Origin of the sequence: Streptomyces sp. NPDC046203, assembly GCF_040646255.1 — a bacterium.
Lineage (GTDB): Bacteria > Actinomycetota > Actinomycetes > Streptomycetales > Streptomycetaceae > Streptomyces.
In genome coordinates, this window is record NZ_JBEYZX010000014.1 from 1 (window position 1) to 20,990 (window position 20,990).

Sequence of the window (20,990 nt, forward strand, 5' to 3'; positions counted from 1 at the left end):
GGCCTGGGCTGGGGCGGGGCTGGGGGCGGGGGCTGGGGGTGGGGCGGGGCGGGGGCTGGGGGCGGGGCGGGTGTGACCACGCTCACCGGGGGCTGCGGTGCGCTCCCCCGTACGACCGGCCCCTGGGTGCGTACACCCGCGTACGACCGGCCCATGGGTACGTACACCCGCGTACGCGCACGTAAGGGGCCCCGTCTCGCCCGGGCCGGGCGAGACGGGGCCCCTCGCTCACGCGTGGGTCGGGTCAGAAGCAGGAGATGGTCGTCGAGGGACGCATCAGCAGGGAGCTGGCCTCGTCACGCTGGCCGACGTGGTTGCCGTCCACACCGTCGTCGGACAGCTGGCTGTCCTTGACCGAGCTGCCCGGGTTGACGCAGAAGACGAGACCGCCGCCGTAGTTCACGTCGTAGTAGTAGTGGCTCTCGTAGCCACCGGTGCTGGAGTTGCTGGCCGACCACGAGTTGTCGTTGACCCCGTGCCCGCTGCTGAACACGTCGTCGGTGAAGTCGGGGTCGCTGTTGTAGTAGTTGTGCACGGAGCCGCCGATGCTGCCCTCGAAGAGACAGTGGTAGCCCGAGGGACAACTGGGGCCGGCCGAGGCGGTCGTCGCGGCGGCGACACCGCCGCCCAGGAGGAGGGCCGTCGCACCGGCGACGGCGGCGAGCTTCCGGCGGAATCCGGCGTTCTTTCCGTTCGTGCTCATGGGGTGTTCTACCTTTCGATGGTCGGTCGGTGCGGTGAGAGGCACGGTCCGTGAGGGCGCGCGGAGGAGGGGAAGCTCCTCCGCGCGCCGCCCTCGGCCCGATCGAGAAGGTCCGGCCGGGAAGGTCCGGCCGGAGGGCTCCGGTCAGAGGGCTCCGGTCAGAAGCAGGAGATGTTCGTCGAGGGACGCATCAGCAGGGAGCTGGCCTCGTCGCGCTGGCCGTAGTGGTTGCCGTCCACGCCGTCGTCGGTCAGCTGACCGCCGTTGACCGAGCTGCCCGGGTTCACGCAGAAGACCAGGCCACCGCCGTAGTTCACGTCGTAGTAGTAGTGGCTCTCGTAACCACCGGTGCTGGAGTTGCTGGCCGCCCAGGAGTTGTCGTTCACTCCGCGTCCGCTGGTGAACACGTCGTCGGTGAAGTCGGGGTCGCTGTTGTAGTAGTTGTGCACGGGACCGCCGATGTTGCCCTCGAAGAGGCAGTGGTAGCCCGAGGGGCAGCTGGGGCCGGCGGAGGCGGTCGTCGCGGCCGCGACGCCACCGCCCAGGAGGAGGGCCGTCGCACCGGCGACGGCGGCGAGCTTCCGGCGGAGTCCGGTGTTCTTTCCGTTCGTGCTCATGGGGTGTTCTCCCTTTGGTTGTCGGCAGTGCTGTGTGGTGAGAGGCACGGGTCCGTGAGGGCGTGCGGAGGACGGGAAGTTCCTGCGCGCGCCGCCCTCGGTCCGGTCAGAAGCAGGAGATGCTCGTCGTGGGGCGCATGAGCAGCGAGCTGGCCTCGTCGCGCTGGCCGACGTGGTTGCCCCTGACGTTGTCGGAAGAGAGCTGGTTGTAGTTGACCGCGCTGCCCGGGTTCACGCAGAAGACCAGGCCACCGCCGTAGTTCACGTCGTAGTAGTAGTGGCTCTCATAGCCACCGGTGCTGGAGTTGCTGGCCGCCGACACGTTGTCGTTGATGGTCGTGACCGTGCCGTCGAATTTGTTGTCGGTGAAGTCGGGGTCGCTGTTGTAGAACGCGTGCCCCCAGCTGCTGCCGAGTTCGCTCCAGAAGACGCAGTGGTAGCCCGCCGCGCAGTTGGGGCCCGCCGAGGCGGTCGTCGCGGCCGCGAGGCCGCCGCCCAGGAGGAGCGCGGTCGCGCCGGCGACGGCGGCGGCCTTCCGGCGGAGGCCGGACTTCGGGCGGGTCTGGGTCGAGAACATGAGGGGTTCTCCTTCGGGTGTGGACATGCGAGGCATGCGCGGACATGGACATGGAGGGGGAGGACATCCGCTTCCGGGACCGGGAGCGGAAGACTGTGGGGTTTTCGGGTCCGGCGGGCGGGCTCAGCCGGCCTTCGTGCCCAGGACTTCGCCGGCCGCCTTGTTCTGGCGGTCGGACAGCTTCTTCCAGTCGGCGCCGACGGCCGGGTGCCGGTCGAGCCAGTGCTGCTGGGCGGCGGCGAGCCGCTGGTACGCGGTGGTCAGGTACCCCGTCTCGGCCTTGCAGCGCAGATCCGCCGAGGCGGCCGGGCTGGTCTTCCGGTCGTCGGCCGAGCGCAGCGAGTTCAGGACCGCGACAGGATCCTGGGCCTTGACCTTGGCCCGGTCCATGCACGCCCGCCAGTGCGTGGTCGCCGCCCGGAAGGCGGGGTCCTTCTCCACGTCGGCGCGCGCCTGCTGCTGCGCCTCGAAGAGCATGATCCGCACCTGGAGCCAGCGCATCCGGCCGTCGCCGAGCAGCCGCTTCTCCGCCTCGGCGAGGCAGCCCTCGCCCGGCCGGGACACGCTCAGCCGCAGCCCCTTCGTACTGACCCGGGCGCTCTCCCGGCCGAACAGGGCCCGGGCGTAGGCGTCGGTGCTCTCCGGGCTGCCGGGCCGGGGCGGCTTCTCGGAGGGCGCTTGGGCGGCGGTACGCGGCGGGGCCGAGGACTCCAGGCCGAACGGCTGCGGGCGCTCCTCCGCGGCGGCCCCGCCCGTACCCCTGTTCGTACCCCCGTCCGCACCGCCGCCGGCGCCGGCGTCCGAGGCCGGGGGTGTGGGGGCGTAGCGGTAGCCGTGCTCGGCCATGCAGGCGATCGCGACTTTCCGCTGGGCCCGGGCGCTGGGCAGCTGCGGCGTGAACAGCAGGCTGGTGACGGGGAGGAGATCGTGCAACCCGGCGAGCGCGGCCGGCTCCAGCGTCCGCGTCCGCTTCGCCGACGGGGCCGGGGTCGGGGACGCCGCCCCGGCCGAGCCGGAACAGCCGGCCGTGGTGGCGAGGACCGCTCCCGCGACCGCTCCGGTGGCCAGCGCGCGGACCAGCCTCCGCACGGCGACACGCGCACCGCAAACGTTCTTCGTCGGCGTCCCGGCCATTTTACGATCCACCGTCCTGTTGATGAGTGCGTCGATCGGGTGTTGTTCGGTCAGATTCTGTGAGGGCGAGGGGAGTTCAGTGAACGTTGTTGCGCTGGAACGCAATTGCCGTGGTGGGAGGGGCTGACGAGATGCTGCGCATCCACTTCACGGGGGAGGATCTCGCCCGGGTGCGGCTCGCCCCCGAACCCGATCCGATGTGGGAGCTGTTGCTCAGCCTGCACCGGCTGCGAAGACGGGACGCGGGGGTGCTCTTCGGGCCCTGGCTGCGGGAGTCGCTGCCCCGAGTCCCGTCCGTCACCCGCCTGTTGACCGCTCTCGCGCCGCCCGTCGGCTACGCGATGGACTTCCTGACCCCGGCGGCCGACGGGGGCCTGGCCGAGCGGATCGAGGCCCTGCGCGCCACACCGTTGCGTCAAGTCCACCGCGATCTGGGCGAGTTCACGCGTCGGAACGGTCCCCGGCGCATGCCGGCCTGGAGCCGGAACCTCGCGGAGGGGGACGCCGGGGGCATCGGCCGGATCGCCGACGCGGCGGGCGCGTACTTCGACACGGTGCTCGACCCGTTCTGGGAGCGCATCCGGGCCCAGGTGAGCCGGGACAGATCGCGTCGTTCGACCGTGCTCGCGGAGGGCGGCTGGGACGCGGTCCTCAGCACCATCCATCCGTCCGCGCGGTGGGACTTCCCGGTGCTCCGGCTCGACTTCCCGGTCGATCAGGATCTGCGTCTGGACGGTCGGGGGCTGCTGCTCCAGCCGTCGTTCTTCTCCCGGCACGCCCCGACGACGCTCGCCGATCCGATGCTGCCGCCGGTCCTCGTCCACCCGATCGAGCACGACGCCGCCTGGGCGGCCCCGGAGTCCGGGCCGGCCGACGGGCGCGCGCTCGCGGCGCTGATCGGGCCGACCCGGGCGATCCTGCTGGCGGCCCTCGCGGACGGCATCGCGAACACGGGCGAACTCGCCCGCGCGGCGGGCACCTCGCCGCCCAACGCCAGCCGCCACATCGCGGCGCTGCGGGAGGCGGCGCTGGTCACCAGCCTGCGCCACCGCAACGCGACCCTGCACACGGTCACCGAACTGGGCCTCGCCCTCCTGGAGGGAGGCAGCCCCCGTATCCGTACGTGATGCGGGCGCCGTCCGTACGGGACACGGGCGCCGTCCGTACGTGATGCGGGCACCGTACGCGCATGGCCCGGTCGCCATCCGCGTGCGAGACGGTCACCATCCGCGCATGAGACAGGCGCCATCCGCACATGGCACGGTCACCGCGGAGCGGCCGTCCGGCACCCCCGCCGGACGGCCGTTCCGTATATACGTGCGCTGTACGACGCGCATGTCGCATACGAAGGAGCCGCCCCAGACGCTGCCCGTACCCCAACCGGCCGAGCCCTGCCGCCGGCCTTCTCCAAGCCGTCCGGTCAGCACCGGCGGACGTCACCACTCCCGGCGACCAAGGCGCATACCGCAGTATGCTGACTCCATGGCCGACACGACTCGTATCACCGTCACTCTTCCTACCGAGCAGGTAGCGGAACTGAAGAAGCTCACGGACAACATCTCCGGATACGTGGCGGAAGCGGTGGCTCGCCAGATCAGGCACCAGTTGTTGGGAGCCGACCTGCGGCGTTATGCCGAGGAACACGGGGCCTTCAGCGAGGAGGAGCTGACCGAGGCCCGGGCTCGGATCTTCGGCACGGCGGAGTCCGACCATGGAGCGCACGAAGCGAGCGCGGCGTGACGCCGCATTTCGAGACAGTGGTCTTGGACAGCGAAGGGCTTTCCGCCTGGATCGATCAGGACCGGAAGGTACTGGCGATGCTCCACGTCTTCTTCCAGGAGAGAGCGGACCTCGTCGTCAGCGCCAACACGATCGTGGAGGTGAGCCACTCCCGCGTGAACATGGCTCGCCTTCAGTGGGCGCTGTCACGGACCAAGGTCGAACCCGTTACCGAGCAGACCGCCAAGAAGGCTGCACAGCTGCTCAAGGCCGCAGGTCTCCACGGCCACAAGTACGCGATCGACGCGACGGTCGCGGAAGTCGCTCTTCGTCAGCCTGGTCCGGTAGCGATCCTCACGTCGGACCTTGACGACATGTCCCGGCTGTGCGGCGACCGGATCCGGCTCATCGGCCTCTGACCTCGATCCATTTGCCACCTCCCGGGGCCGTGAGGCATATGCCAGACCTCGACCTCCCCCTTCGCGCACCCGTGCGAGGGCCGCCAGCCGGTCATAAAATCCGCCTATGCCCGAGCTCTCGCGCGGCCGGAAGCGGGTCGTTCTCGCGATCTGCTGTATGAGTCTGCTGATCGTCAGCCTCGACAACACCGTGCTCAACGTGGCCCTGCCGTCGATGCGGCGCGAGTTCGGGGCCTCCGTCGCCGGGCTGCAGTGGACCATCGACGCCTACGCGCTGGTGCTGGCCTCGCTGTTGATGCTCGCCGGCTCCACGGCCGACCGGGTCGGCCGCCGCCGGGTCTTCAGCATCGGCCTGGTCGTCTTCGTGATCGGATCGCTGCTCTGCTCGCTCGCGCCCAGCCTGTCCGCGCTGATCGCGTTCCGGATGGTGCAGGCCGTCGGCGGCTCGATGCTCAACCCGGTCGCCATGTCGATCATCACCAACACCTTCACCGAACCGGCCGAACGCGCCCGGGCCATCGGCATGTGGGGCGGCGTCGTCGGGATCTCGATGGCGATGGGACCGCTGGTCGGCGGGCTGCTCGTCGAGACGGTCAGCTGGCGGGCCATCTTCTGGGTGAACGTACCCATCGGCATCGCCGCCCTGCTGCTCACCCGGCGCTACGTCCCCGAGTCCCGCGCCCCGCACCCCCGCCGCCCCGACCCGGTGGGCCAGATCCTGGTGACGGCGCTGCTCGCCTCCCTCACCTACGCGATCATCGAGACCAGCGCGCTCGTCGCCGGCATCGCCGTCATCGCCCTCGCCGGGATCCTCTTCTACGAGCCGAGGCGCCGCGAACCCCTGATCGACCTGCGCTTCTTCCACAGCGCTCCGTTCAGCGGGGCGACGGTGATCGCGGTCTGCGCGTTCTCCGCGCTCGGCGGCTTCCTCTTCCTCAACACCCTCTATCTCCAGGTCGTCCGGGGCCTGTCGGCGCTGCACGCGGGCCTGTTCATGCTGCCGATGGCCGCGATGAGCCTGATCTTCGCGCCGCTGTCGGGCCGGCTCGTCGGCGCGCGCGGCCCCCGGCCGTCCCTGCTGCTCGCGGGAATCGCGATGACGGCGGGCGCGCTGCTGTTCGCCGCCTTCCACGCGCAGCGCAGCACGCCGCTGCTGTTCACCGGGTACGTGGTGTTCGGCATCGGATTCGGCCTGGTCAACGCCCCGATCACCAACACCGCCGTCTCCGGCATGCCCGTCTCCCAGGCCGGGGTCGCGGCGGCGGTCGCCTCGACCAGTCGGCAGATCGGCCAGACGCTCGGGGTCGCGGTGGCGGGCGCGGTGCTCGCGGCGGGCCTCGGGGCCATCCGGCAGGGCCCCGGCGGCTGGGGCCTGGACACCTTCCTGGCGGCGAGCGAACCGGCGTACTGGATCATCACCGGCTGGGGCCTGTGCGTGCTGATCGCCGGGGCGCTGAGCAGCGGTGACTGGGCCCTGCGGACGGCGCGACGCACGGCCGCCCTCCTGGAACCGGCGAACGGCGCACGGCCGGAGGCCCCGCGCCGACCACACCGACCACACCGACCGGACCTCCCAGGCCCACCGGACCCACCGGACCCGCCGGACCCGCCGAATCCGCCTCGCCCACCCCGTCCGCCGAACCCGCGCTGAACCAGGACCCTCGGCCGGGCCCCGGTCAGGCGGCCACCACGGCCGCCCCTGCCGAGGCCGCCACCCTCGCTTCCGCCTCCGCCACCCTCTCCGCTTCCGCCGCCTCCGCCTCCGCCTCTTCCTCCAGCACCCGCTCCCGGAGCCGTTCGAGCCCCGCCCGGGACTCCGGGTCGAGCGGGGTGTACGTGACGAGCCGGGTGCCCGCGGCCGGGCCGACCCAGAGGTTGGTGTGCTCCAGGCGCAGCATCCCGACCCGGGCGTTGCGGACGACCTTGACCCGGCCCGCCTGGTCGGCGACGTCGTGCCGGTCCCAGATCTCGCGGAACTCCGCCGAGGCGTTCTGCAGCCGCCGCAGCTGCGCCTTCCACGCGGGTTCCGCCAGATGCTCGGCCATGGAGGCACGGAACTTGCCCGCCAGCGCGCGCAGGACGTCGGGCAGATCGATCACCGCGGCGCGGAACCCCTCGTGGGTGAAGGCCAGCCACAGGGTGTTGCGGTCCTCGACGGGCAGGGTGTCGAGGTCGCAGTAGAGCGTGGCGAAGGTCCGGTTGTAGGCGAGGAGGTCGTAGCGGCTGTTCTGGACGCAGGCGGGGATCGGCTCCAACTGGTCGAGCAGTTGCCGCAGCGCGGGAGTGACGAGGGCGCGGGCGGTCCCCGGGTGCGGGTCGGCCTGGCCGGCGAGCGCGAAGAGATGGGTCCGCTCGGTGAGGTCGAGGAGCAGCGCGCCGGCGAGGGCGTCCAGGACCTGCGGGGAGACCTGGATCGGCCGGGCCTGTTCCAACCACGTGTACCAGGTGACGCCGACGGCCGAGAGCTGCGCGACCTCCTCGCGGCGCAGCCCCGGGGTGCGGCGGCGCCGGCCGCGCGGCAGACCGACCTGTTCGGGGGTGATGCGTTCGCGCCGGCTGCGCAGAAAGGCGGCCAGTTCGTGCCGCCGGGTCTCCGGTTCGGTGGCCGCGGCGGCGACCGGCCCGGGAGTCGCGGCGGGAGTCGCGGCGGAGGGTACGGCGAGAGCGTCAAGGGCAGTATCCGGGGCGGCCGTTGTGACTGTCATACGGTCAGGGTGCCGGGAAGCCGGACCGTGCGCCAGGTAGTACTGGTACCAGAATAAAGACACTCTGGTACCAGGCTACGGACGGCGCGAGGCTCGTCCCCGTGACCACGACTTCCCTTCCCCCGGCCTCCTCCCCGACCCCGGCCCCCTCCGCATCCGCGTCCCCGTCCGCCTCCGCATCCCGGTCGCCCTCCCCCTCCGGCGGCATGGGCGGTACGGGCGGCGGTGCGGGCGGGCCCGCGCTCAGCGCCCTCGGCCTGTTCACCGTGCTGCTCGGCGCCTCGCTCCCGCTCGTCGACTTCTTCATCGTCAACGTCGCCCTGCCCACCATCGACCGCGACCTCGCCGCCGGTCCGGCCCTGCTCGAACTGGTGGTGGCGGGTTACGGCCTCACATACGCCGTCCTGCTGGTGCTCGGCGGCCGGCTCGGCGACCTCTTCGGCCGCCGCCGGCTGTTCCTGGCCGGCATGGCCGCGTTCGGCGTCACCTCCCTGGCCTGCGGACTCGCCCCCGACGCCTGGACGCTGGTCGGAGCGCGGGCGGCCCAGGGCGCGGCGGCGGCGCTGATGCTGCCGCAGGTGCTCGCGACCATCCAGTCCTCCACCGCGGGGCAGCGCCGGGCCCGGGCGCTCAGTCTGTACGGGGCGACCGCCGGCCTGTCGATGGTCGCGGGCCAGGTCCTGGGCGGGGTGCTGGTGGCCGCCGACATCGCGGGCACCGGCTGGCGGTCGGTGTTCCTGGTCAATGTGCCGGTCGCGGTCGTCGGACTGCTGCTCGCCGTCCGTACCGTCCCCGAGACCCGCGCGGACCGTCCCGCACCCGTCGACGTACCGGGCACCCTGCTGCTCGCGCTCGCGCTGCTCACCCTCCTCGTCCCTCTGACGGAGGGCCGGACGGCGGGCTGGCCGCTGTGGACCTGGGTGTCGCTCGCGGTGTCCCCGTTCGCGGCGGGCGCCTTCTGGTGGGTGGAACGGCGGGCGGACCGCCGGGGCGCGGTACCGCTGGTCCCGCCGAGCCTGCTGGCCCTGGTGTCACTGCGGCGCGGGCTCGGGCTCGTGTTCCTGCTGTGCTCCGGCTTCGGCGGCTTCATGTTCGTGATCGCGGTGGCACTCCAGCAGGTCATGGGGCTCGGCCCGGTGGCCTCGGGGCTGGCGCTCGCGCCGATGGCCCTGGCGTTCTTCGGGGCCTCGCTGGCCGGACCCCGGCTGGTACGGCGCTGGGGCACCCGGGTGGTCCCGGTGGGCGGAGTGTTCCAGGGGCTCGGCCTCGCGCTCCTCGCGTGGGCGGCCTGGCGGTCCTGGCCGCACCTGACGGTGGCGGACCTGGCGCCGGGCATGGCCGTCGCGGGCCTCGGCCAGGGGCTTCAACTGCCGGTGCTGTTCCGGGTGGTGCTGTCGGAGGTACCGGCGGAGCGGGCGGGCGTGGGCGGCGGGGTCATGGTGACGACCCAGCAGTCGGCGATGACGCTGGGCGTCGCCTCGCTCGGCTCGGTCTTCCTGTCGCTGTCCGCCGCCGACCCGGCGGGCCACGCCCTGCCGGTGACCCTGCTGCTCCAGCTCGTCCTGGTGGCGGCGACGACGCTGCTGGCGCTGCGGCTGCCCCGTTCGACGGTCGACTGAGCCCGCCCGTACGCCCCAGCCGTACGAAACGGGAAGGGGAACGGGGACGGGAACGAGGACGGGAGCGGAAGCAGGAACGGCCCGGGTCACGCGAGTGACCCGGGCCGTTCCCCGTTACGCGGAATCTCCTACTCGGCGGATTCCTGTCCGCCTGCCTGCTGCTCGTCTGCCTGCTGTTCGTCGGCCTGCTGCTCGGCGGCTTCCTGCCGCTGGGTGCTGCGCTCGCGCATTTTCTTCAGCAGGTCCTGCTTGCGGTCGCCGGCCTGGCGGCCGCCGCTCGCCCGGCCCTGTGCGGTGCCGTGCTGTTCGGCGCGGGACAGCTTCTTGCGCTGTCCGCCGACGCCGAGGAGGTTGTTCCGGCCCTTGGCCATGGGTGTCTCCCCTCCGATGTCTCCGATGAGGTGGGCATTCGGTCCGTCGTCGGTCGCGGGCGTGCCGCGACGCGCGCTCACTCGTAGATCGGGAGATGGGAGTACATGCCGTCGACGCTACCGGCCGCTCCCGCCCCACGGCACCCGGTTTTCTCCCCGCCCGGCCCACCCCCACCCCCACCACCCATCGAATGACAGATATTGAAATCTGTCATCGCCCATGTCATTCTCGAAGAGAGACAGTCCTACGGAACACGGAACCCACTCCTCAGGAGACCGTCATGCTCCCCACCCGCCCCCTCGGCACCACCGGCCCCCGCGTCTCCGCCCTCGGTCTCGGCTGCATGGGCATGTCCGCCCTGTACGGCGCGGCCGACCGCGCCGAGTCGATCGCGACCCTCCACGCCGCCCTCGACGCCGGCGTCACCCTCCTCGACACCGGCGACTTCTACGGCATGGGCCACAACGAGCTGCTGATCAACGAGGCTCTGCGCACCGCCCCCGCCGCCGCCCGCGAACGGGCCCTCACCAGCGTGAAGTTCGGCGCCCTGCGCACCGTCGAGGGCGGTTTCGGCGGGATCGACGGCCGCCCGGAGGCCGTACGGAACTTCCTCGCGTACTCCCTCCAGCGACTGGGCACCGACCACATCGACATCTACCGGATCGCCCGCGTCGACCCCGACGTTCCGATCGAGGAGACCGTCGGCGCCCTCGCCGAGCTGGTCGAGGCCGGTCACGTCCGGTACATCGGCCTGTCCGAGGCCGGCGCCGACACCCTGCGCCGGGCGGCGGCGGTCGCGCCGATCTCGGACCTCCAGATCGAGTACTCGCTGCTCTCGCGCGGCATCGAGGAGAAGATCCTGCCGACCGCCCGCGAGCTGGGCATCGGCATCACGGCGTACGGGGTGCTCTCACGCGGTCTGATCAGCGGCCACTTCACCCGCGACCGCGCGCTCGCGCCCGGCGACTTCCGGGGCATGAGCCCGCGCTTCCAGGGCGAGAACCTGGACCGGAACCTCGACCTCGTGGACCGGCTGCGCGCGGTCGCCGACGCCAAGGGCGTCACGGTCGCCCAGACCGCCATCGCCTGGGTGCTCGCCCAGGGGCCCCGGCACGGCGCGGACATCGTGCCGCTGGTCGGCGCCCGTACCCGCGAGCGGCTGGCGGAGTCCCTCGGCGCGCTCGACGTCACGCTCGACGCGGCCGACCTGGCGGCGATCGAGGCGGCCGTCCCGGCGGGCGCGGCGGCCGGGGAGCGCTACCCGGAGTCGCAGATGGCCCACCTCGACAGCGAACGCTGAGCCGGAACACCCCCGGGTACTGTCGTGCCATGACCGCCACCGAGACCCTGACCGCCGCGCGCATCCTCGAAGCCACCGAGGAGGTGCTGCGCCGCTACGGCCCCGCGAAGGCGACCGTGGTGGACGTGGCCCGCGCGCTCGGGGTCAGCCACGGCAGCGTCTACCGGCACTTCCGTACGAAGGCGGCGCTGCGCGAGGCGGTCACGGAACGCTGGCTGGAGCGGACCCTCGTCCCGCTCGCGCCGTACACCGAGGGTCCGGGGCCCGCCGACGAGCGGCTGACCGGCTGGCTGACCACCCTCTTCGCACTCAAGCGGGCGAAGGCGGGCGGCGACCGGGAGCTGATGGACACGTTCATGGTGCTGATCCGCGAGAACAGCGCGGTGGTCGACCGGCACGAGGAACACCTGGTGGAACAGATAGCCGCGATCCTGGCGGACGGCCACCGCGAGGGCGTCTTCGCCGCCCCCGAGACCGACTTCGCCGCCACGGCCCGTGCGGTCTTCGACGCCACGGACCGCTTCCACAACCCGGCGCACGCGGCCGAGTGGACCGACCCGGGCATCGACGAGGCGTTCACCGAGGTGGTCTCGCTGGTGCGGCGCGCGCTGCGGGCGTAGGGCCGGCAGCGCCGGTAGCTCTGGTAACGCCGGTAGCTCCGGTCATCAGGGCGTACGACAAAGCCCCCGGTTCCGTCGAACGGACGGAACCGGGGGCTTTCCCGTACTCCCGTACGGGATCAGCCGATCAATCGATCAGCCGGCCGGTGAAGCATCGACCCGGCAGGTCAGCAGACCAGCAGGTCAGCAGCCGATGAGGCGGCTGGCCAGGTAGCCCTGGATCTGGTCCAGGGAGACGCGCTCCTGCTTCATGGTGTCGCGCTCGCGCACGGTCACCGCGTTGTCCTCAAGGGTGTCGAAGTCGACGGTGATGCAGTACGGGGTACCGATCTCGTCCTGGCGACGGTAGCGGCGGCCGATGGCGCCGGCGTCGTCGAAGTCGATGTTCCAGTTCTGCCGCAGGTCGGCCGCCAGGCCCTTGGCCTTCGGCGAGAGCTGCGCGTTGCGGGACAGCGGGAGGACGGCGACCTTGACCGGGGCCAGGCGGTAGTCGAGGCGCAGCACGACGCGCTTCTCCATGACGCCCTTGGCGTTGGGGGCCTCGTCCTCGTTGTACGCGTCGAGCAGGAAGGCCAGCATCGTGCGGCCGACACCGGCGGCGGGCTCGATGACGTACGGGACGTAGTTCTCGCCCGTCTCCTGGTTCAGGTAGGAGAGGTTGGCGCCGGAGGCCTTGGAGTGGGCCGTCAGGTCGTAGTCCGTACGGTTGGCGACACCCTCCAGCTCGCCCCACTCGCTGCCGCCGAAGGAGAAGCGGTACTCGATGTCGGCGGTGCGCTTGGAGTAGTGGGAGAGCTTCTCCTGCGGGTGCTCGTACCAGCGCATGTTCTCCTCGCGCAGGCCGAGGCCGGTGTACCAGTTCCAGCGCTGCTGCATCCAGTACTCCTGCCACTCCTCGTCCTCACCCGGCTTGACGAAGAACTCCATCTCCATCTGCTCGAACTCGCGGGTCCGGAAGATGAAGTTGCCCGGAGTGATCTCGTTCCGGAAGGACTTGCCCATCTGCGCGATGCCGAACGGGGGCTTCTTGCGCGAGGTGGTCTTGACCTGGGCGAAGTTGGTGAAGATGCCCTGGGCGGTCTCGGGACGCAGGTACGCGACGGAGCCGGAGTCCTGGGTCGGGCCGAGGTGGGTGGCGAGCAGACCCGAGAAGTTCTTCGGCTCGGTGAAGGTGCCCTTGTTGCCACAGTTCGGGCAGTTGAGGTCGGTGAGGCCGTTCTCGGGGAGACGGCCGTGCTTCTCCTCGTACGCCTCCTCCAGGTGGTCCGCGCGGAAGCGCTTGTGGCAGGAGGTGCACTCGGTCAGCGGGTCGGTGAAGGTGGCGACGTGACCGGACGCCTCCCAGACCTCGGTCGCCAGGATGACCGACGAGTCGATGCCGACGACGTCCTCGCGCGCGGTGACCATGTAACGCCACCACTGGCGCTTGATGTTCTCCTTGAGCTCGACACCCAGCGGTCCGTAGTCCCAGGCGGCACGCTGGCCGCCGTAGATCTCGCTGCACGGGTAGACGAAGCCACGGCGCTTGCTCAGGCTGACGATGGTGTCGATCTTGTCGGCGGCCACGGTGCTCTCTTCATTACGACGACGAAGTGCGAATGCCCCAGGGTACCGGCGCCCGTACCTCCTCTTTCAAATCGGATACGCCTTGTGCAGGGGAAATCGGGGGCGGGTGGGTCCCGGGGCGCCGGCGCGGCCGCCGGGTGGTCCCGACTTGTACGTGTCTGCCGGGATAAGGGCGCGGGGGGCGGAGCGGGGCGGGAGCGAGAGCGGGTGGCAGGGGCGGCCGGAGTGATCTCGCACGGGGGCCGGGGGGGGGGGGCGGGGGCCCGGGCGGAGGCCCGACCGGGGGCCGGAGGTGCACGGCGGGGTGCGTGGCGGGGTGTACGCCGAGGTGCGCGCCCAGGCGTGCGCCGGGGTGTGGGCAGGGCCACGTTACGGCGATCCGGGGAATCGGCGCAGGTCCGAGCGGGTTCTCCGGAGAGGGTCCGGGTGGCCGTCCGACTGCACGCGCGTTCGGTTATTGACAATCGTTTCCACTCTTGTTGAAAATGGCTTTCATGAACGTTCCCGGACCGATACGCCTGACCGCCGTCGCCGGAGCCCTCGCGCTCGGCCTCGTGACCCTGACCGCCTGCGGCGGGACCTCGGACGCGGCCGACCGCAAGCACGACGGCAAGCTGGGCGTGGTCGCGTCGTTCTACCCCATGCAGTTCCTGGCCGAGCGGATCGGCGGCGGCCATGTGTCCGTCGAGACCCTCACCAAGCCGGGCGTCGAACCCCACGACCTGGAGCTCAAGCCCCGGCAGATCGGCCGGCTCACCGACGCCGACGTCGTCCTCTACCTCAAGGGCGTCCAGCCCGCCGTCGACGACGCCATCGAGATGGCGGGCGTCGCGCACACCGTCGACGCCGCCACGCTCACCACCCTCGAAGAGCACGGCGCCTCGGCCGGCGACGGCCACGCGCACGAGGACGGCGGGTCCGGGCACGACGACCACGCCGGCCACGACGATCACGCCGGTCACTCCCACGGCGGTGGCGAGGAGGCGGGCCACGAGGGCCACGACCACGGGTCCGCGGCCGGCGCTGCCGACCCGCACATCTGGCTCGACCCGGTGAAGTACGCCGAGGTCGCCGAGGGCGTCGGCGCGGTCTTCGCGAAGGCCGACCCGGCCCACGCCGCCGACTACCGGAAGAACACCGACACCCTGGTGAAGCAGCTCGGCGCGCTGGACACCGAGTTCAAGGACGGTCTGAAGAACACCGCCACGCGGACCTTCATCACCACCCACTCCGCCTTCGGCTACCTCGCCGAGCGCTACGGCCTGGAGCAGGAGGGCGTCGCCGGCATCGACCCCGAGGCCGACCCGTCGCCCGCCCGCGTCAAGCAGCTCCAGAAGATCGCGCGCGAGGACAAGGTCTCCACCGTCTTCTTCGAGACCCTGGCCAGCGACCGTACGGCCAAGACTCTCGCCCACGACACCGGTCTGCGCACCGATGTGCTCGACCCGCTGGAAGGCATCACCGACCAGTCCAAGGGCGACGACTACTTCCAGGTCATGCGCGCCAACCTGGCCGCGCTGAAGACCGCCCTCGGCGCCCGGTGACCGCGCCCCCGACCGGGGCGGCCCACGTCGGGAAGGCCCGTACACCCGCCGTAGCCGTACCACCCGTGCACGCGCACGGACACGGCGGCGCGGCACCCGTACCCCCGCCCGCACCCGTACCCGCACCCGCACCCCGGGACCCGGCGCCCCACGACATCCACGAAGCAGACCCGAAGCAGAGGAGGCACGCATGAGCACGCCCGTGACCGGCGAGGCCGTCATCACCATCAGCGGCGCCACCGCCACCCTCGGCGCGCGTCCCGTGCTGCGCGGCGTCGACCTCACCGTCCGGCGCGGCGAGGTCGTCGCGCTGCTCGGCGCCAACGGCTCCGGCAAGTCGACCACCATCCGCGCGCTCATCGGCCAGGTGCCGCTGACCGGCGGCTCCATCGACCTGTTCGGCACTCCGAAGAAGCGTTTCCGCGACTGGGCCCGGATCGGCTACGTCCCGCAGCGCACCACCGCCGCCAGCGGCGTACCCGCCACCATCCGCGAGGTCGTCACCTCCGGCCGGCTCTCGCGCCGCAAGTTCGGCTGGCCGAACAAGGCCGACAAGGCCGCCGTCGAGCGGGCCATCGACCTCGTCGGGCTCGGCGACCGCGCCGGGGACTCCGTCTCCGCGCTCTCCGGCGGCCAGCACCAGCGCGTGCTGATCGCCCGCGCGCTCGCCTCCGAGCCCGAGCTGCTGATCATGGACGAGCCGATGGCCGGCGTGGACCTCGCCAGCCAGGAGATCCTCGCCGCCACCCTGCGCGAGCAGGTCGCCGGCGGCACCTCCGTCCTCCTCGTCCTGCACGAGCTGGGCCCGCTGGAGCCGCTGATCGACCGCGCGGTCGTCCTGCGCGACGGCTGCGTCGTCCACGACGGCCCGCCGCCAAAGGCCGTCGGCCAGCACGCGCTGCCCGGCCACGACCACGTCCACCCGCACGCGGCCGACGAGCCGCTCCGTACAGGTCTGCTGACCTGACGGCCGACGAGAAGAAGCAGACTCATGGAAATGCTCCAGGACGCGTTCATGCAGCGCTCCCTCCTCGCCGCGCTGCTCATCGGCATCACCGCCCCCGCCGTCGGTGTCTACCTCGTACAGCGCCGCCAGGCGCTGATGGGTGACGGCATCGGCCATGTCGCCATGACCGGTGTCGGTCTCGGCTTCCTGCTCAACACCAGCCCGATCTGGATGGCGACGCTCGTCGCCATCGTCGGCTCGGTGGTGATGGAGCTGATCCGGACGTACGGGAAGGCGCGCGGCGACCTCGCCCTCGCGCTGCTCTTCTACGGCGGCATGGCGGGCGGTGTGCTGCTGATCAACCTCAGCCCGACCGGCTCCAACGCCAAGCTGAGCTCGTTCCTGTTCGGTTCGCTGTCGCTGGTGTCGCCCGAGGACGTGGTGACGATCGCGGTGCTCGCCGCGTTCGTCATCCTGGTCACCGTCGGACTGCGCCGCCAGCTCTTCGCCGTCAGCCAGGACGAGGGTTTCGCCCGGGTCACCGGGCTGCCGGTGCGGCTGCTGAACCTGCTGATCGCGGTCACCGCCGCCGTCACCGTCACCGTCGCGATGCGCGTCGTCGGTCTGCTGCTCGTCAGCGCGCTGATGGTCGTCCCGGTGGCCGCCGCCCAGCAGTTGGCCCGTTCCTTCCGCGCGACGTTCGTCCTGGCGGTCGCCATCGGCACCGTCGTCACCCTGTCCGGTACGACCGCCTCGTACTACCAGGACCTGCCGCCGGGCGCGACGATCGTGCTCCTCGCGATCGGTGTGTTCATCGCCCTCACGGCGCTGGCCGGACCGCTCGCCCGCAGGCGGGCGCGGGCGGCCGTGACCGCGACGGCGGTCTGCGACGCGAAGGTGCCGGCGGGCCGCCGCCCTTCGGACGATGTGAAGGTGTGACGGCGTGAGCGCGTGTGACGCCATGCGCGCGTGATGGCTTGAACGCGTAAGGGATTTGACGCGATTCGCGGGGGGTGCCCCGGGATCGTTCCCGGGGAAGGGGAGGCTGGCAGAATGGCGGGGGCAGACAAGGACTTAGGAGGCCCCCGTGGCAACGGCAGGACCCCCCGTACGTGGCCGCGCGACCCGACAGCGGGCGGCCGTGTCGGCCGCGCTGAGCGAGGTCGACGAGTTCCGCAGCGCGCAGGAACTGCACGACATGCTCAAGCACCGCGGTGATTCCGTGGGCCTCACCACCGTCTACCGCACACTGCAGTCCCTCGCCGACGCCGGCGAGGTCGACGCACTGCGCACCAGCGAGGGCGAGACCGTCTACCGCCGCTGCTCGACCGGCGACCACCACCACCATCTGGTGTGCCGCGTCTGCGGCACGGCGGTCGAGGTCGAGGGCCCGGCGGTGGAACAGTGGGCGGAGACCATCGCGTCGGAACACGGCTTCGTGAACGTGGCGCACACGGTGGAGATCTTCGGCACCTGCGCGGACTGCGCGGGAGCGGCGGCCTCGTAGCCCGCAGGACCCCGTACGTATGAGGCGTACGTATGAGGGTGGGCCCGCACCGGACGATCGTCCGGCGCGGGCCCACCCTCATACGTACGCGCGGGGGCGGCGGCTCAGAGCCGGGTCGCGTGCCGGTCCAGCAGGGCGCGGAGGCGGTCGACGTCCGCCGGGGCGGCGACGCCGCGCTTCGGCAGGGCCGCGACGCCCACCCGGGCCTTGTCGGCGGTGAGCAGGACGAACTGCGTGTCCGTCTCCTGGTACCGGGGCAGCATCGGCCAGCGGTTGGCGATCTCGCTCTCCCGTGTGACCCAGCGGACCCCGTCCCCGTCCACCCGGGCGCGGAACTCGCCCTGCCGGCCGATCAGCCCGTACATCTGCCAGGCCGTGAGCCGGGCCACCGACTTCCCGAACACGGGGACGAACAGTCCGAGCCCCACCAGCAGGGCCACCCGCACCGGATCCGCGTCCCCGGCCCCGAACTCCACGAGCACGCCGAGCGCCGCCATGACCGGGGTGAACGGGATCAGCCAGCGGACCCGCCGGAACGAGCCGTACCGCATCTGCACCCGTACGGCGTCGAGCACGTCGGCACGCGTCGGCAGGTACGTCAGCTCAAGCACCGAGCCCTGGGTCTGGCCTTGGCCTTGGTCCTGTTCCTGGGCCTGGGCCTCGTCCTGCCGCCCTTGGCCCTCGTCCTGCCCCTGCCCCTGCCCCTGGCCCCGCGTCGCCGGCCGATCCGCCGGCTCCATGAGCCGCTCTCCCCCGGTCACCCGGTCACGCCTTGTCGAGGACGGCCATGTCCGCCGGGTCCACGCCGCCGAAGCGGCGGTCGCGCGACGCGTACTCGACGCACGCGCGCCACAGGTCGCGGCGGTCGAAGTCGGGCCACAGCACGTCCTGGAAGATCATCTCGGCGTAACTGCTCTGCCAGATCAGGTAGTTGGACGTGCGCTGCTCGCCGCTGGGCCGCAGGAAGACGTCCACGTCCGGCATGTCGGGGTAGTAGAGGTACTTCTGGAAGGTCTTCTCGTTGACCTTCGACGGGTCGAGCTTCCCGGCGGCGACGTCCTCGGCGATCTTCTTCGCCGCGTCGGCGATCTCCGCGCGCCCGCCGTAGTTGACGCAGAAGTAGAGCGTCATGGCGTCGTTGTCGACGGTCTGCTCCTGGGCGACCTGGAGTTCCTGGACGACCGACTTCCACATCTTCGGCATGCGGCCGACCCAGCGGATCCGGATGCCCAGCTCGTTCATCTCGTCGCGGCGGCGGCGGATGACGTCGCGGTTGAAGTTCATGAGGAAGCGGACCTCTTCGGGCGAGCGCTTCCAGTTCTCGGTGGAGAAGGCGTAGAGGGAGAGGTTCTTGACGCCCATCTCCAGGCAGCCCTTGAGCACGTCGAGCACGACGCCCTCGCCGACCTTGTGGCCCTCGGTGCGCGGCAGGCCGCGTTCCTTGGCCCAGCGGCCGTTGCCGTCCATCACGACGGCGACGTGGTTCGGAACCAGCTCGGCGGGGAGCCTCGGCGGAGTCGCGCCGGACGGGTGCTGCTCGGGAATCTTGTACTCCCGGCGCTGCCGTCCGAGAATTCCACGTCGTGCGATGGCCATGCGATGGATCTCCTAGCTTTTCTCGACATAGCGCAGCGAGCGCAGGCCCCGCTCCAGGTGCCAGTGGAGATAGGCGGACACCAGTCCGCTCGCCTCCCTGACATGGCGCGGCTCGGCCGCGTCCGCGGTCTCCCAGTCGCCGGTGAGCAGCGCACTGAGCAGTCCTACGGCCTCCGCAGAGGGTACGACGCTTCCGGGGACCCGGCAGTCACCGCAGATGACCCCGCCCGCGGCGACCGAGAAGAAGCGGTTCGGGCCGGGGAGGCCGCACCGCGCGCAGTCGTCGAAGCTGGGCGCGTAGCCGTTGACGGCGAGCGAGCGGAGCAGGAAGGCGTCGAGGATGAGATGCGGGGCGTGTTCCCCGCGCGCGAGGGTGCGCAGTCCGCCGACGAGCAGCAGATACTGCTGGACGGCCGGCTCGCCCTCGTGGTCGGTGAACCGTTCCGCCGTCTCCAGCATGGCCGTGCCGGCGGTGTAGCGGGCGTACTCGGTGACGATCCCGCTGCCGTACGCCGCGATCGTCTCGCTCTGGGTGCAGAGCGGCAGCCCGCGCCCGATCAGCTCGCTGCCCCGCGCGAAGAACTGCACGTCCACATGGGAGAAGGGTTCGAGCCGGGCCCCGAACTTCGACTTCGTCCGCCGCACCCCCCGCGCCACAGCGCGTACGCGCCCGTGACCGCGGGTGAGGATCGTGATGATGCGGTCCGCTTCGCCCAGCTTCTGGGTGCGCAGCACGATGCCGTCGTCGCGGAACAGACTCATGGACCCATTCTCGCGCATGCGTCCGATGCTCCCGGCCGCCGGACGGTACGGGGTGGAGCGCGGTGCGGACGGGGCGGGGTGGCAGGTCCGGCGGGGCGGGGCGGACGATGCGCGGCGGGGCAAGGTGGGGCCGGGTTCGGCGGCGGGGCGGGGGTGGGGGCGATGCAAGGCACTGCTCACTCACACGCGAGCGAATACGGTACAAGACATCCCCCTTCCCCACCGGAGGCATCCGTGAGCGCGCAGCCCGACGACTCCTTGGGCCCTTGATCCCACTCCCCGAAGCAACCCCCGACGCGCTGAGAACCGCCGTCGCGAAAATCGCCCCCAGCCGCGTCCCTGAGCTCACTCGGCACCTCTTCGAGGCGACGACGCACGCCCAGCAGACACAGAGCCTCGCGCCCCTCCGGGCCTTCGTCCACTCATGGGCCGTATTCGTCGCCATCGAACGCTACCCCGAGCGTGCGTCCCGGCTGCGGGAGCTGGAACGGATCGTCGACGCGGGGGAAGCCGACCCGACGGACGCGATCGACGAGATCCGCCGCATTGGGGAGTGGGCCGAGTCAGAGGTCGGCCTGTGAGCGACTGGTCTTGGGACTACAACCCGAGTGCGGAATACCTCACGTCCGGTCTGCCACCAGGAGTGGTTGCGGAAGTCGAACGACTGGCCACCGAACTCGCCGCGCTCGGCCACGAGGCCACGAGGCCACGAGGCCACGAGGCCACGAAGGTCGGACGTCCCTTCGACCGCGAAGGCGGACTCCGACAGTTCGACATCATGAACAGTCGCGGCTTCATCAGCTTTCTCCCCGTTCCCCGTCACAGATGCGTCTACGTCTGCGGCATCACCTGGTACGGCTGAATGTCGCTCCGCTCCGCTACCCATCGGCCCGACATCACCGCCGCCGGAAAGCCCGGTGCCCCGGCAGGGCCGGGACCGGCCGGGACCCACGGGACGCACAGGACCTGCAGGGCGCACTAAACCCACAGGACGCACCGAAGGACACAACCGCTCCCCTTCTTCCCATACGCGAAATTCGGACAATGACAACGAGCCACCGATGATCGCGTTCCAGCCGTCTCAGGACCGCCCGCACTCGTTCCGTCCCCGTGCCCGTACTAGGTAGGAATACTCAGGCCGGATTGAGTGATCGCACGGACGAGGTGCTCAGCGAGCCCTCCTAGCGTGTGCATCGGCAACGTCAACAGGTGCAGAGAATCCGGAACAGGTGCGGAGAATCCGGTCGGGCGGCTCCGGCGTGAGCGGGACCGGGCCACGGGGAG

The 20,990-nt window shown here is 71.3% G+C and carries 23 protein-coding genes; 13 read left to right on the forward strand and 10 right to left on the reverse strand.

The genetic code is table 11. From position 1 onward, the window contains the following. Positions 1-244 precede the first annotated feature (244 nt). The 4 genes from ABZ990_RS13760 to ABZ990_RS13775 all read right to left on the reverse strand — a co-directional run bounded on the left by ABZ990_RS13760 (position 245) and on the right by ABZ990_RS13775 (position 2,986). Positions 245-703 carry a peptidase inhibitor family I36 protein gene (locus ABZ990_RS13760; RefSeq protein WP_361230189.1) on the reverse strand — a complete coding sequence of 153 codons (459 nt, stop codon included), beginning with the start codon at positions 701-703 and terminating at the stop codon, positions 245-247. Positions 704-861: 158 nt separating this feature from the next. Further along, positions 862-1,320 (reverse strand): peptidase inhibitor family I36 protein, encoded by a 459-nt coding sequence (locus tag ABZ990_RS13765; RefSeq protein WP_361230192.1) that lies wholly within the window; start codon positions 1,318-1,320, stop codon positions 862-864. Between the two features lie 106 nt (positions 1,321-1,426). Next, positions 1,427-1,897 (reverse strand): hypothetical protein, encoded by a 471-nt coding sequence (locus tag ABZ990_RS13770; protein WP_361230195.1) that lies wholly within the window; start codon positions 1,895-1,897, stop codon positions 1,427-1,429. A gap of 123 nt (positions 1,898-2,020) precedes the next feature. Beyond that, the gene (locus tag ABZ990_RS13775) at positions 2,021-2,986 is read right to left on the reverse strand and encodes a hypothetical protein (RefSeq protein WP_361230198.1); all 966 of its coding nucleotides are present in this window, start codon (positions 2,984-2,986) and stop codon (positions 2,021-2,023) included. Positions 2,987-3,162: 176 nt separating this feature from the next. Between ABZ990_RS13775 and ABZ990_RS13780 the strand changes: the two genes are divergently transcribed. The 4 genes from ABZ990_RS13780 to ABZ990_RS13795 all read left to right on the forward strand — a co-directional run bounded on the left by ABZ990_RS13780 (position 3,163) and on the right by ABZ990_RS13795 (position 6,820). Next, positions 3,163-4,158: a winged helix-turn-helix domain-containing protein gene (locus tag ABZ990_RS13780; protein ID WP_361230201.1), complete on the forward strand. Its 996-nt coding sequence runs from the start codon at positions 3,163-3,165 to the stop codon at positions 4,156-4,158. A 355-nt stretch (positions 4,159-4,513) separates the two neighbouring features. After that, positions 4,514-4,771, forward strand: coding sequence for a hypothetical protein (locus ABZ990_RS13785; protein WP_361230204.1), 258 nt, complete (start codon positions 4,514-4,516; stop codon positions 4,769-4,771). After that, positions 4,768-5,169 carry a PIN domain-containing protein gene (locus tag ABZ990_RS13790; RefSeq protein ID WP_361230207.1) on the forward strand — a complete coding sequence of 134 codons (402 nt, stop codon included), beginning with the start codon at positions 4,768-4,770 and terminating at the stop codon, positions 5,167-5,169. The genes ABZ990_RS13785 and ABZ990_RS13790 overlap by 4 nt, the downstream gene beginning before the upstream one ends. Before the next feature lie 106 nt (positions 5,170-5,275). Further along, a complete protein-coding gene (locus ABZ990_RS13795; protein ID WP_361230210.1) occupies positions 5,276-6,820 on the forward strand; it encodes an MFS transporter in 1,545 nt (514 codons plus the stop codon). A gap of 25 nt (positions 6,821-6,845) precedes the next feature. On the opposite strand, the gene ABZ990_RS13800 is transcribed toward ABZ990_RS13795, so the two are convergent. Next, positions 6,846-7,874: a helix-turn-helix domain-containing protein gene (locus ABZ990_RS13800; protein ID WP_361230213.1), complete on the reverse strand. Its 1,029-nt coding sequence runs from the start codon at positions 7,872-7,874 to the stop codon at positions 6,846-6,848. 206 nt (positions 7,875-8,080) lie between these two features. Between ABZ990_RS13800 and ABZ990_RS13805 the strand changes: the two genes are divergently transcribed. Next, positions 8,081-9,493 (forward strand): MFS transporter, encoded by a 1,413-nt coding sequence (locus ABZ990_RS13805; protein ID WP_361230508.1) that lies wholly within the window; start codon positions 8,081-8,083, stop codon positions 9,491-9,493. 128 nt (positions 9,494-9,621) lie between these two features. Here the strand turns inward: ABZ990_RS13805 and ABZ990_RS13810 are convergent, their stop codons facing one another. Further along, positions 9,622-9,864, reverse strand: coding sequence for a DUF6243 family protein (locus ABZ990_RS13810; protein ID WP_361230216.1), 243 nt, complete (start codon positions 9,862-9,864; stop codon positions 9,622-9,624). 281 nt (positions 9,865-10,145) lie between these two features. On the opposite strand from ABZ990_RS13810, the gene ABZ990_RS13815 reads away from it, so the two are divergent. Together ABZ990_RS13815 and ABZ990_RS13820 are read left to right on the forward strand one after the other, a co-directional pair. Beyond that, positions 10,146-11,165, forward strand: a complete 1,020-nt coding sequence (locus ABZ990_RS13815) for an aldo/keto reductase (RefSeq protein ID WP_361230219.1) — start codon at positions 10,146-10,148, stop codon at positions 11,163-11,165. A 29-nt stretch (positions 11,166-11,194) separates the two neighbouring features. Next, positions 11,195-11,785 carry a TetR family transcriptional regulator gene (locus tag ABZ990_RS13820; RefSeq protein ID WP_361230222.1) on the forward strand — a complete coding sequence of 197 codons (591 nt, stop codon included), beginning with the start codon at positions 11,195-11,197 and terminating at the stop codon, positions 11,783-11,785. Positions 11,786-11,968: 183 nt separating this feature from the next. Here ABZ990_RS13820 and ABZ990_RS13825 read toward each other — a convergent pair whose 3' ends face one another. After that, positions 11,969-13,351 (reverse strand): glycine--tRNA ligase, encoded by a 1,383-nt coding sequence (locus ABZ990_RS13825; RefSeq protein ID WP_361230225.1) that lies wholly within the window; start codon positions 13,349-13,351, stop codon positions 11,969-11,971. 494 nt (positions 13,352-13,845) lie between these two features. Between ABZ990_RS13825 and ABZ990_RS13830 the strand changes: the two genes are divergently transcribed. The 4 genes from ABZ990_RS13830 (at position 13,846) to ABZ990_RS13845 (ending at position 17,348) form a co-directional block, all read left to right on the forward strand. Further along, positions 13,846-14,895 carry a metal ABC transporter substrate-binding protein gene (locus tag ABZ990_RS13830; RefSeq protein ID WP_361230228.1) on the forward strand — a complete coding sequence of 350 codons (1,050 nt, stop codon included), beginning with the start codon at positions 13,846-13,848 and terminating at the stop codon, positions 14,893-14,895. A 190-nt stretch (positions 14,896-15,085) separates the two neighbouring features. Next, the gene (locus tag ABZ990_RS13835; RefSeq protein ID WP_361230231.1) at positions 15,086-15,862 is read left to right on the forward strand and encodes a metal ABC transporter ATP-binding protein; all 777 of its coding nucleotides are present in this window, start codon (positions 15,086-15,088) and stop codon (positions 15,860-15,862) included. Positions 15,863-15,886: 24 nt separating this feature from the next. Then, complete coding sequence (locus ABZ990_RS13840) at positions 15,887-16,780, forward strand: metal ABC transporter permease (protein WP_361230233.1); 894 nt, start codon at positions 15,887-15,889, stop codon at positions 16,778-16,780. 148 nt (positions 16,781-16,928) lie between these two features. Then, positions 16,929-17,348, forward strand: a complete 420-nt coding sequence (locus ABZ990_RS13845) for a transcriptional repressor (RefSeq protein ID WP_361230236.1) — start codon at positions 16,929-16,931, stop codon at positions 17,346-17,348. A 104-nt stretch (positions 17,349-17,452) separates the two neighbouring features. On the opposite strand, the gene ABZ990_RS13850 is transcribed toward ABZ990_RS13845, so the two are convergent. The 3 genes from ABZ990_RS13850 to recO are packed head-to-tail and all read right to left on the reverse strand — an operon-like array spanning position 17,453 to position 19,706. Further along, positions 17,453-18,088, reverse strand: a complete 636-nt coding sequence (locus ABZ990_RS13850; RefSeq protein ID WP_361230239.1) for a YcxB family protein — start codon at positions 18,086-18,088, stop codon at positions 17,453-17,455. A gap of 25 nt (positions 18,089-18,113) precedes the next feature. Further along, positions 18,114-18,938 (reverse strand): isoprenyl transferase, encoded by an 825-nt coding sequence (locus ABZ990_RS13855; RefSeq protein WP_361230510.1) that lies wholly within the window; start codon positions 18,936-18,938, stop codon positions 18,114-18,116. An 18-nt stretch (positions 18,939-18,956) separates the two neighbouring features. Continuing rightward, positions 18,957-19,706 carry a DNA repair protein RecO gene (recO, locus tag ABZ990_RS13860; RefSeq protein WP_361230242.1) on the reverse strand — a complete coding sequence of 250 codons (750 nt, stop codon included), beginning with the start codon at positions 19,704-19,706 and terminating at the stop codon, positions 18,957-18,959. Positions 19,707-19,972: 266 nt separating this feature from the next. Here recO and ABZ990_RS13865 point away from each other — a divergent pair, with 266 nt between their 5' ends. After that, positions 19,973-20,287 (forward strand): DUF6247 family protein, encoded by a 315-nt coding sequence (locus ABZ990_RS13865; RefSeq protein WP_361230245.1) that lies wholly within the window; start codon positions 19,973-19,975, stop codon positions 20,285-20,287. Further along, positions 20,284-20,568, forward strand: a complete 285-nt coding sequence (locus tag ABZ990_RS13870) for a hypothetical protein (protein ID WP_361230248.1) — start codon at positions 20,284-20,286, stop codon at positions 20,566-20,568. The genes ABZ990_RS13865 and ABZ990_RS13870 overlap by 4 nt, the downstream gene beginning before the upstream one ends. Positions 20,569-20,990 lie beyond the last annotated feature (422 nt).